The organism is Nocardia sp. NPDC057455, from assembly GCF_042802775.1.
GTDB lineage: Bacteria > Actinomycetota > Actinomycetes > Mycobacteriales > Mycobacteriaceae > Nocardia.
Genome location: NZ_JBHVDM010000142.1, coordinates 1,762 through 11,421 on the forward strand (window position 1 = coordinate 1,762; position 9,660 = coordinate 11,421).

General features: G+C 68.8%; 19 protein-coding genes. All 19 read right to left on the minus strand.

Annotated features, from left to right (window positions below):
- Positions 1-128 precede the first annotated feature (128 nt).
- Entirely contained in the window at positions 129-737 is a 609-nt protein-coding gene (locus tag ACFU5M_RS32705) for a hypothetical protein (protein WP_379055167.1), read from the minus strand.
- Entirely contained in the window at positions 734-1,774 is a 1,041-nt protein-coding gene (locus tag ACFU5M_RS32710) for a hypothetical protein (RefSeq protein ID WP_379055169.1), read from the minus strand. The genes ACFU5M_RS32705 and ACFU5M_RS32710 overlap by 4 nt, the downstream gene beginning before the upstream one ends.
- Positions 1,771-2,025: a hypothetical protein gene (locus tag ACFU5M_RS32715; protein WP_379055171.1), complete on the minus strand. Its 255-nt coding sequence runs from the start codon at positions 2,023-2,025 to the stop codon at positions 1,771-1,773. Before ACFU5M_RS32715 ends, ACFU5M_RS32710 begins: the two co-directional genes overlap by 4 nt.
- On the minus strand, positions 2,025-2,534 hold the full coding sequence (locus ACFU5M_RS32720) for a hypothetical protein (protein ID WP_379055173.1): 510 nt from the start codon (positions 2,532-2,534) through the stop codon (positions 2,025-2,027). Before ACFU5M_RS32720 ends, ACFU5M_RS32715 begins: the two co-directional genes overlap by 1 nt.
- Positions 2,527-3,438 carry a hypothetical protein gene (locus ACFU5M_RS32725; protein ID WP_379055175.1) on the minus strand — a complete coding sequence of 304 codons (912 nt, stop codon included), beginning with the start codon at positions 3,436-3,438 and terminating at the stop codon, positions 2,527-2,529. The genes ACFU5M_RS32720 and ACFU5M_RS32725 overlap by 8 nt, the downstream gene beginning before the upstream one ends.
- 71 nt (positions 3,439-3,509) lie before the next feature.
- The gene (locus ACFU5M_RS32730) at positions 3,510-4,790 is read right to left on the minus strand and encodes a hypothetical protein (RefSeq protein WP_379055177.1); all 1,281 of its coding nucleotides are present in this window, start codon (positions 4,788-4,790) and stop codon (positions 3,510-3,512) included.
- 55 nt (positions 4,791-4,845) lie between these two features.
- Complete coding sequence (locus ACFU5M_RS32735; protein WP_379055179.1) at positions 4,846-5,070, minus strand: DUF6011 domain-containing protein; 225 nt, start codon at positions 5,068-5,070, stop codon at positions 4,846-4,848.
- Positions 5,067-5,519, minus strand: a complete 453-nt coding sequence (locus ACFU5M_RS32740; protein WP_379055181.1) for a hypothetical protein — start codon at positions 5,517-5,519, stop codon at positions 5,067-5,069. The genes ACFU5M_RS32735 and ACFU5M_RS32740 overlap by 4 nt, the downstream gene beginning before the upstream one ends.
- A gap of 15 nt (positions 5,520-5,534) precedes the next feature.
- Entirely contained in the window at positions 5,535-5,723 is a 189-nt protein-coding gene (locus ACFU5M_RS32745) for a hypothetical protein (RefSeq protein WP_379055183.1), read from the minus strand.
- Positions 5,716-6,003 (minus strand): hypothetical protein, encoded by a 288-nt coding sequence (locus ACFU5M_RS32750; RefSeq protein ID WP_379055185.1) that lies wholly within the window; start codon positions 6,001-6,003, stop codon positions 5,716-5,718. The genes ACFU5M_RS32745 and ACFU5M_RS32750 overlap by 8 nt, the downstream gene beginning before the upstream one ends.
- Positions 6,000-6,242, minus strand: a complete 243-nt coding sequence (locus tag ACFU5M_RS32755) for a hypothetical protein (protein WP_379055187.1) — start codon at positions 6,240-6,242, stop codon at positions 6,000-6,002. Before ACFU5M_RS32755 ends, ACFU5M_RS32750 begins: the two co-directional genes overlap by 4 nt.
- A complete protein-coding gene (locus ACFU5M_RS32760) occupies positions 6,243-6,668 on the minus strand; it encodes a hypothetical protein (protein WP_379055189.1) in 426 nt (141 codons plus the stop codon).
- A complete protein-coding gene (locus ACFU5M_RS32765) occupies positions 6,665-6,988 on the minus strand; it encodes a hypothetical protein (protein WP_379055191.1) in 324 nt (107 codons plus the stop codon). Before ACFU5M_RS32765 ends, ACFU5M_RS32760 begins: the two co-directional genes overlap by 4 nt.
- Complete coding sequence (locus tag ACFU5M_RS32770; protein ID WP_379055193.1) at positions 6,985-7,728, minus strand: hypothetical protein; 744 nt, start codon at positions 7,726-7,728, stop codon at positions 6,985-6,987. The genes ACFU5M_RS32765 and ACFU5M_RS32770 overlap by 4 nt, the downstream gene beginning before the upstream one ends.
- Entirely contained in the window at positions 7,725-8,129 is a 405-nt protein-coding gene (locus ACFU5M_RS32775; protein ID WP_379055195.1) for a hypothetical protein, read from the minus strand. Before ACFU5M_RS32775 ends, ACFU5M_RS32770 begins: the two co-directional genes overlap by 4 nt.
- A 251-nt stretch (positions 8,130-8,380) precedes the next feature.
- A complete protein-coding gene (locus tag ACFU5M_RS32780; protein ID WP_379055197.1) occupies positions 8,381-8,596 on the minus strand; it encodes a hypothetical protein in 216 nt (71 codons plus the stop codon).
- Positions 8,597-8,759: 163 nt separating this feature from the next.
- Complete coding sequence (locus tag ACFU5M_RS32785; RefSeq protein ID WP_379055199.1) at positions 8,760-8,951, minus strand: hypothetical protein; 192 nt, start codon at positions 8,949-8,951, stop codon at positions 8,760-8,762.
- A gap of 74 nt (positions 8,952-9,025) precedes the next feature.
- Positions 9,026-9,262: a hypothetical protein gene (locus tag ACFU5M_RS32790; RefSeq protein WP_379055201.1), complete on the minus strand. Its 237-nt coding sequence runs from the start codon at positions 9,260-9,262 to the stop codon at positions 9,026-9,028.
- A partial coding sequence (locus tag ACFU5M_RS32795; RefSeq protein ID WP_379055203.1) for a hypothetical protein occupies positions 9,259-9,660 on the minus strand: 402 nt, incomplete at its 5' end. The genes ACFU5M_RS32795 and ACFU5M_RS32790, both read right to left, overlap by 4 nt.

The window sequence follows — 9,660 nt, forward strand, 5'->3', positions numbered from 1 at the left end:
CGAACAGGGCGATATCGGCGCCGCGGCCGGACTCGTCGCCGATGTCGGCGGTGAGGTAGTCGTGTTCGTGTGGGTTCGGGCTCATGCTCGTTCTCTCCTGTTCGGGTTCGGGGCGGGGTCGCGGATGGTTAGGCCGGGGGTGTGCTGTCGCGGGCCCAGAACGCTCGCGTCGCGGCGACGTACAGCGGCGGTGCGAGTGCGGCGCATTGCCGCAGCATCTCGGGAAACCGGCCGTGCATGTTGCCCTTGTGCACGGTGTCGGGACCGTTCCAGCCGCGGCGTTTCGACGCCGTCCAGGTGCGGCCGGTGATGTCGGCGGCGATGACGTGAACGTCTTCGATGCGGTGCGGCAGCGTGTGGGCTTCCCGGCGCGCGAATGCTTCGCTTTCTTCCGGAATCAGGTTGCCGTTCGGGCCGAGGTCGAGCCCGTAGCTTTCCCACTGCAACATGCACGCGACCACGGGGTCGGCGGCCGGTTCTTCCCGCTTCCGCTCGGTCAGATGTCCGCTCATTACGTCGGCGAGTACCAGCGGATACACCTCGGGATGAATGGCCGGGTCGAGCACCGCGACCAACGTCGCGTAGGCGCGTGCGCCGTCCCACGCAAGCGCGGTGAAGTAATGTTGACTGTCCCATTTGTCGTGTGCTGCAAGGGTTTCGGTGGTCACTCGGCGCATTTCGGCGTCGGCCGGGGCGTGCGTGGCGATCCATGCGACGTGTGAGCTGGGTGCGCTCATGCTCGTTCTTTCTGTGCGGCGGGGTCGATGGGTTCACGGTTGGCGAGGGCGAGTACGTCGCCGAGGCGGTACACCGCGGGGTCGGTGTCGTCGATCTTGTGGTCGGTGATTCGGGTGTCGTGTTGGTAGCCGCGGGGGGCGATCTTGTGTTTGTGGGCCCAGTCGTAGAGCGTCGAGCGCGGTACGGGTCGGCCGATACTGGCGAGGATGCTTACGAGTTCGGCGACGGTCCATAGCCCGTCTTCGGCGTGTGTGCGGGCCGCCGCTTCGATGAGGGCGACGTCGTGTTGCTGTTTGCAGCGCGCGCACTTGACCCACGCTTTGCCGGGCTCGACGCGCAGCTCGTAGCCGCAGACGCGGGGGCGTCCTTCGTCGTCGACGCCGTCGAGCGCGGTCGGGCAGGGTCCGAGGTAGCGGCGGTCGGGTGGGCGGTCGACGACGCGGCGTAGCCCGTCGACAGCGGCGCCGATGTCGGCGGCGATGTCGCCGGCGCGCGGGTGCGTGCGTAGCTCGTGCGGGTGGCAGGCGAGCCAGATCGCGCACAGTTCGGCGCCGGTGGCCGGGGTGTCGGCGAGGGCGTCGGGGTGTCGGCGTACGTGTCGGACGTGGTGGGCGGTGACGAGGGCGGTTGTTTCCTCGCGGCCGCCTCGCCGCGGGTCGTGGCGGGCGTTGAGCGCGAGTTGTATCAGTCCGGGTGAGGTGACCGGTAGCGGGACGGCGAGGGTTCGGGCGAGCCTCCGCGCCCATGTGGTCACGGAAGTTTCCAAACGGGTGAGGGCGCGTTCGCCTTGCATGGTCCACACGCGGCCGCGGCCGCGGCGGTCGGCGAGCTGGACCGGTAGCCGGGTGTCGGCACTGCGGCCGCCGGTGCGTACGGGGGTGAGCCGTGCTTGCCCGGCCCGGAGCACGGCGAGGTCGGCGACGAGGCCCGGTATGGCTCGCAGTGCGTCGATGAGTTCCTCGCCGCATGTAGGGCACAGCGCCCGGTCGTCGCCGACCGGGCGTTCGCAGCGTTGGCACGGCGGGTGTTGTTTCATGCGCCGGCCTTGTCGCCTACCTCTACACCCTCGCATCGGCACGCCGTGCCCACCCGCGGAAGCGGCGCCCGTAAGGATCGCCGTCGGCGGGTGGCGGCGGCCGTGTCGGCGAGGCGTTCGACGACGAGTGCGGGGTCCGACAGCATCGCGGCGGCGAGGGCGACGCCGAGTGCGCCGTATTCGAGTCCGAGTTCGCCGAGGGCGGCGATCAGTCGCGGGTCGGCGTCGCGGACCGCCGGTGTATCCGTCATCAGGTCGCCCCTTGGTTGTCGTCTGCGTCGGTGTGTGCGTCGCCGCGGTGGCGTTCGGCGACGAGTTCGTCGAGGATCCGGCGGGCGAGCGACGCGAGCGCGGCGAGGTGTACGGGGCCGGGCCCGCGGTGCGTCACGGCGTCGATCTGCTCGCGCCATCGCTCGATATCGGCAGCGGCGGGCCGTCGGGTTTCGACGGTGCCGAGGACGCGGCGGGCGCCAGCGACGGCCTCGGCGAGTGCGCCGCTGTCGACGAATTCCGCCGACTCGTCGGCGAGGACGGTGACACGTGCGCCGTCGATTTCGTAGCCGCGGCACCGTGCGGTCGGTGCCTCGGCGAGCACTGTGCAGTCGTCGGCGGCGTAGGCCTGCGCGACGGCGTCGAAGTAGTGCGCTTCGAGTTCCTCGCGGGCGGTGGCGAGGCCTGCGCGCACGGCGGCCGCGGCGCCGCGGGCGAGCGGTGGCGCGAGCGCGGCGGCGAACCGTATCGCGGCGGTGCGGTCAGACATTCCCGGCCTCGATTGCGGGCATGGTCCACTCGCCGACCTCGCCGACCTCGCCGTCAGGCGAGTTACTACGTGCGACGAGCCGCGCGTCTGGAATCCGTTTCTCGCCGTGCTGTGCGGCGCGCAGCGCGGCGACGACGGCGCCGCCGGTCGCGCGGTCGTCGACTTCGTGCGTGATTTCCTCGCCGCTACTGCTGCTCCAGCGCACGGCGTACGCCACGACGAGGGGTTCGCGCCGGTCGATGGTGAGGTGTGTGCGTGGGTTCCATTCTGGGTGAATGACGTCCCACCAGTCGCGGGCCCATCGCGCATCACCCATCGCGGTATGCCGCTGCACGGGCCCGGGTGGTTCGACACCGCAGGCACGCGAGGTTTGCTCGGATCGCCGCGACAGCTCGAGGACGGTCGTCCAGTCCTCGGCGAACTCGGGTACCGGTGTCGTGATGTCGCTCGGTAGCTGCCCGGCGAGCCCGGCGCGCAGCAGACCGCGCAGATACCCGGCGGCGTGGTTCTCGACGTCGTTCAACCGGTAATGCCACGGTTCGAGGCCGGGGTGTCCGGCGCGCGCGAGGATGCCGTCGAGGGTGAACGTGTCGAACGATGGCACGACGCCGACGACGTGCGCGTCGGCGGTCCACAACGCGATCACGGGCGCGACGAGGTGCTCGGGCATCGCGAACAACGTTCCGGCGGTGTGGTCGCGCAGACGCCACCCCTCGTCGTGTATCTCGAAGTTCAGCACGCCGTCGGTGATGCGCACATGGGCGGGCGTGGTCGGCGCGTGGTCGACGTGCCGCTCGTAGAAGCGGCTGATTCGAAGTGCCTCGGGTTCGGCGGCCGAAAGGTCGACGTCGGTGATCTGTATCAGGATCTCGCGGTCCGGTTGCCCCGGGTCGCGCCGAATCATGGCGATTTCCCACGCCCGCCGATCCCTTTTCAGCGACGTCGTTTCCGTGTCGATAAATACGATACTTTTGCTCACTGCGCGAAACTCTCCTGTCGATTCCTTTTCACTTTTTCGCGATTCGAGAATTCGACCCATTTCTCTTCGGGCCAGGGTTTATGTGTGCATGTGACGTTCAGGTCTTCGTCGGCGAGTTGCGGCGGCGGTATACGCCAACCGCCGTCGTTGTCACAGAGTTCGCACGCTTCCCGCTCGGCGCGTTTCTCGGCCGCGTACGCCGCGGCGGCGGCCGGATAGCGGTTGTCCCAGTCCTTCGCAGCGCGGCGGAGACGCGTGCACTCACCGCAACCCGAGGCAGAGACAAACTCGATGTGCGCCGGGCAGCGTTGCGGCGGCCGCGGCGGGATGTCGGGCGCCTCGCGCGCGGGCCCGGGCGCGCGCGCTACCGCTGGTCCGTCAGGAACGTAACCGAGTTCATTGGTTGATGGTTGATGGCTCTTGGTAGGAACCGATGCCTCGGACATTCCGGTTGTCGTCGGTGATGTCGACGGGGTCGTGATCGGTGATCCGATACCCGATTCGATGCCTGATTCGATCGGTGATCCGGTCCGTGATCGCGTCGCCGATCCGGTACCCGTTCCCTTCGCCGATCCGGCACCCGACCGGGTCGGCGATCCGGTACCCGTCGCGGTCGCTGATCGACTACCCGTCGCGTTCGCCGATCTCGTGCCCGTGCGGTTCGATGATGCGGTATCCGACCGGTTCGCCGATGTCGAATCGGTCCGGTTCGGCGATACCATGCCGACCGTGATCGGCGACCCGATCCGGTATTCCTCGGGCATCGCATCGGCGTACGCGGGCCGGTAGTCGACCGAGTCCAGCGCTGCCCGGGCGACGAGGTCGTCGAGGCGGTCGGCGCTGATAGGGCTCGTCCAGGCGGCGTAATCGCCCTGCAATTCACGGCATACGCGTAGTTCGCTCACCATGCCGGCGCGCAGCTCGCGGCTCGCGATGCCGCCGTATGCCTTGATCATGGCTACGGTGTTCTTCGGGTTTTTCAGCAGCTCGTCGGATCGGATGTGATCGCGTACGAGCGCCTCTTCGGTGCCCAGGTCGAACAGCACCCACCCGGTTTCTTCCAGCTCGTGAGCGGCGATTTCGATCTCCTCTACCGTCCACGTACGCGATTTCGGGGTCAGCCTCGCCGGGCGCCAGTCGACGAGCCCGCAATGCGAAATGTCCGGGTGGTGACTGAGCACGCCGTATAAATGCTGTGCTCGTGGGGAAAGGTCGAGATACCGGTCGTTGTCCCAAATTGCGCATGGTTGGCGTGAATATGTCCGGCCGCGTCCCATTCTGACCCTCTCCGTTGAGAGCCGATCGACGTCGATCGGCTCGGTTGGCTTGTGGCTATCCCCCGTTCGGCCCGCTCGGCAGTTCGAACAACGGCAGTTCTTCGGCGGCCGCGGCCGCGGCCCGTGCTTCCGTGCGTTCGTGTCTGGCGCATGTGGGTCCGATTCCGGCGCGGAACGACGGGCCGCTGATGAGTAGCTGTTTGCATCTGCGGCACTCGACGGCCGGGACCAGGCGGGCGCCGTCCGGTGCGTTGTCGAGCACCTCGTCGGCGGCGCTCACCGCGGTGTTCCTGGTCTGTCGCGCGCGGCGTAGTACCCGCGGTTGTCGGCCGCCCACCCGGCGCACACCAGCGCCGGTCGTCCATCTGCCTGCCATACGCGGCCGGACCAGATGATCGGGGCGTAATCGTCGTCCTCGTCCGCCATGCGCACCGCGCCCGAGGGGTGAACCCACGCGACGGTTTTCGGTAACCCGTCGTGGCAGTAGAAGACGTGTTCGGGCACGAACCGCGGCCGGTCGCCGTCGTTGGCCTGCCGTTCGGGCGAGTCCGGTCGATACGCGCAGTCGCCGCACCGGCGGCCGCGGACCGGACTCGGGCCGGCCTGCACTTGCGTTGTGGGGTGCGGTGCGACGACGCGTCGCCAACACGTGCAGTCGGTCGGGTCAAGCACCGAGGCGAGGCAGCACGGCACGTCGCCCGGCGGCGCGAACAGAGAGGTGTGTCTCATCGTCGGCGACTCCTTTCAGAAAAGCGCGGTGTAGTCGTCGAGTACGCCGACGTAGCGAACTTCGGTGCCTCGTCCGGTTTCCATATCCATAACCATTGGTTCGAAAGGGTTGCCCGCGAGCAGCTTTCGCGCGCGGCGCGCGAAGTCGGGCGGGAAGCCCTGCGCGCATCTCGCCGCGTAGACGCGAGGTAGTGAGTCAGGCATCGTCTAGGACCTCCAGTAGGGCGGGTTGCTCAGCGTCGCGGCCGCCGCGGCACTGGGCGCACAGCAAGTCGCGAGGCACATCGACGTCGGGCCGGAATGGCGCATGACAACGCCTGCAATCCATGAGGACGACCGGCCCGTATTTCCCGACGCGTCGCCGGTGCGGGATCGGGGGCCGGTCGTTCGGTGCGCGCCGCACGGTCAGCGGCGCATCGGTAGCGGGCTCGTCGGCCGCGTGCAGCTCGACGAGCCCGTCGTCGGCATCGCGGCCGACCGTCATCTCGTTCGCGTTCCCGGGCGCCGCCCGGTCGCGTACGCCGCGACACAGCGTTTGATGACGCCGACTTTCTTCGGGTCGTCGAGCGCAAGGTCGGCGACCTCGCGCACCGCCCATCGCTCAGGAATGGGCAACGTCTCGAAGCACAGCGAGCAGCACCAGCGCGGCCGGTAGACGACCCGACTCGCGCACAGCTCGCACGTCGCCGGCGCGAACGGTCGATAGGTACCGGCGGTCGTCACCTAGATCACCTCCAATTCGGCGCGCATGTCCATCGGGGCGGTCGCTACCGGATCCGCCGAGTCGTCGACGAGCAGCTCGGCGGCGAGAATCTCCGCGCGCGCTCGCGCCTGTAGGGCGGCCGGATCCGGATACGGCGAATCGGGATCCGGGACGGGCCGCGCATGGCGGCCCGTCGGTTCGTCGGCGCCGACCGCTCGCCGCCAGTCCTCGACGGCGAGCGCGAGTTGTTCGAGCAGCCACTCGCACGTAGGTAGATCGGGCAGGATGACGCGAAGATGGTCGCCGACCGCAATCTCGGCCTTCCCGGGCAACGCGGGCGTACCCCGGTAGCGGCGCACACGCAGCGCGCCGCCGCTCGGTTGGGCAACGACCATGTGCGCGGCCGGGCCCGGGGTCGATGTCCACTTCGCGTCGGTCTCGCTCACCCGGGCACCTCGACAAAATCGCCCGTCGTCCACACGAACGCGCTGTCGACGTACTCGCAGTCGACGACATGGTCGGCGCCGTGCGGGCGTACGTGCTCGCCCTCGCGGGTGAACACGTACATCGTTTGGCGCGAGTGGTAGAAGGTGACCCCGTCGGGTACCTCGGCGGCGCTGCTCCAATGGCGGCGCCCGGCGTCGTCGGGTACCTCGGCGGCGACCTTCCGTGCGTGCACTTCGAGGTACAGCATTTCGGCGACGACCTCGTCGCCGCGCAACCGCGCACTTTCGGCCATCTTCGCGAGTTCGGCGGTCGTGATCACTCCTCACCTACCAGGGTCCGCAGTTGCGCGATGAGTTCGGCGTGGTCGATGAGCCCGCTTTCGGCGAGTTCGAGCGACTTACGCACGCTGTCGATGGACACCGGGCGGGCCGGGGCGTCGAGCACGTGCCGCGGGTACCGGTCGGGGTCGGCGAGGTACAGAAACACGCGACCGACGTTCACGACGCCGAGGGTGTCGTGCTCGCACGGGTAGTTGGCGAACCCTTCGGCGAGCACGCGCACACTCTCCAACCGCGCGGAGATGCACGCGACCGCAGGGTCGACGACCTCGCGCAACGCGAAGTCGAGTTCGTGAATCGGATCCTCGCGTGTGGCGAGCGTCGGCGCCTGGTCCAGCGCACGACGCAGACGCGCGCCGATCGCCCGGCGCTCGCGCGCCGCGTACTGGTCGGGCATGTAGCCGCCAGCACCGACAGACGGTGTCGCCTCCAATTCCCGGGCGATGACGTCTATTTCGGCGCGGAACGAGTCGAGTTCGGCGAGGTCGAATTGCCCGGCCAGCCAGCGCCGCAGCGTGTCGACGACGGGCGCGGCCGCGACGACGGTTTCGACGCGGCCGCCAAGGCGCGAGGTCAGAAACCCGGCCTCGGCGTCGCCGCCGTCGGTCCAGTCAGCCGCGACCACGAGCCCGGCCCGGAAAAACACCGTCGCACCCCGCTTGAACCTCGCCGACCACCCGGCGGCGAGCGCCGCTTCGGTCAACTCATCACGGGCACTCATCGCGCCTCGATCAGTCCGCGGCAGGCGAGACGGTCGACCACGGTCACACAGCGGCGCGAACCCGAACCGTCGCGCCGGATCTCGCGGCACAGTCCGCCCGCGAGCCGCTCGAAGATACGGATTGTCCCGACCGGGCGGAACCGCACGCCGATCGGGACCGCCGCGGCGCTCGTCCAGCGTTGCGGCGGTGCGTCATTGCCCGGCGCTGTCCATCCGAGGTCTTCGAGTGCACGTTCGAGGGCGGCCGCTCGATCGATGTAGCGGTCGTGCACCGCACGGGGAACCGCTTGCCACGGCGGTGAGCTGTCCTCGGGGTCGCACTCCATCGTTGCCCACAGCGCACGCGCCAAAAGAATGCCGTCCTTTGCGTTTCGGGTACCGGGGTAAGTCGTTGTCGTCACGTCGAGTACGCTTTCTGTTGCTTCGTTTCGAAATGCTGTTCGACATCCGGGTCAGCCGGCCGCCGTCGTAGGACACGGCGGCCGGCGGTGTGTTTTGGGGACCTCGACGGCGAGGGATGTCGACACCTCGCCGCCGAGGGGTTCTTTCACTGCGGGCCGTAGCAGTACAGGGCGAGCGTCTGCACACCGCCCAGCGGCAGCGGAGCGGGCCGCAACAGCAAGTTGCGAATCCAGGCCTCGAACGCGTCCACCTATTCACCCCCTTTCGGCCAGTCGATGACGGCGTCGGGTGGCATGTAGTCGGCGCGCAACGTGTCGCGCCCCGGGTTGTACGGCGTCGCGGCACACCAATGGTGTTTGCCGTCACGGAATCCGGCGTAGACGAGTTCGAGCCTCGTCGTGAACCCGCCGCGGTCGATACGCACATTGCGCGGCGGCTGGATCGGTGGCACGGCGGCGGTACTCACCGCGCACCCCCGGGCGGGGTACCGGAGAGACAGCGGATAGCAGGGGGGTTCGCCGCCTCTCCGGTACCGCTCATCCCAACCGCCCGGCGGGGTCGTGCCGAGGGTCGGGGACCGGTCGCCAGCGCGCACCGCAGTCGCGCGGGTGACCGGAGATTCGCAAGGGTCATTGCGACCCCCGATTTCGTGGCGTCGTCAGCCAGTAGGCGGCGACGAGCGCGCCGCCGAGCACCCACGCAACGACCGCGAGCCATCCCGCGGCGACGAACACGTCGGCGGGTATGACGGCGTCGACGTACAGCAGCCAGTCGGCGACGAGCAGCGCGGCCGCGGCCGCCTCCGCCTTTTTGCCGATCATGTACAGCCAACGGGGCGACAGCCTCGCTGAGCTGCGCGTTTCTTTTTCAGACGTAGACGTCTGCGGCCGCGGCGTCACGGGTGAGCCTTGGTGGTCTGGGAGAACCGGCGCGAGCGCGTGTCGAGCGCCGATTGCTGTCCGCCCGCGCGAATCCGGGGCGGTGCGAGCGTGGTGCGAGCGTTCTCGGCGGCGACGACGGCGGCCGATGCCGCCGCGTGCCGTGCATACCGGCGAGCGCACAACGCATACCAGGCGCCACCGACAAGGCCGGGCGCGGACGCGACGACCCCGACGAAAACCGTGGTGTTCACCTCGGACCCCCGATCCGAATCAGGGCGTAGACACAGATTTCGGCGTCGGAGTCCGCTCGAAGAAGGTCAGCGCGGAATTGGTCGACGAGGTCATTCGAGGTCGTGACGACCGACCGTTCGAGTCCCCCGAGGTAGCGCCATCGCGGGTCGCCGATCGGGCACGGGGTCACCATGTAGGCGGCGGGGCGGTGCGCGATGCGTACGGGTACATCCTGTGATTCGACGTCCCATGTGTCGCCACCGTCGGCGAAGGAGACGACCACGCGCGGCGCACCGAGAACAACTGTCTCGGTGACGTTTTCGACGACGCGGCGGTTTGCGTGCGGGTCGGTCGCGACAATCAGGTCGCCGCGGCGCAATTGGGCCACGCTGATTGCTTCGGTCGCGGCCGCCGAGGC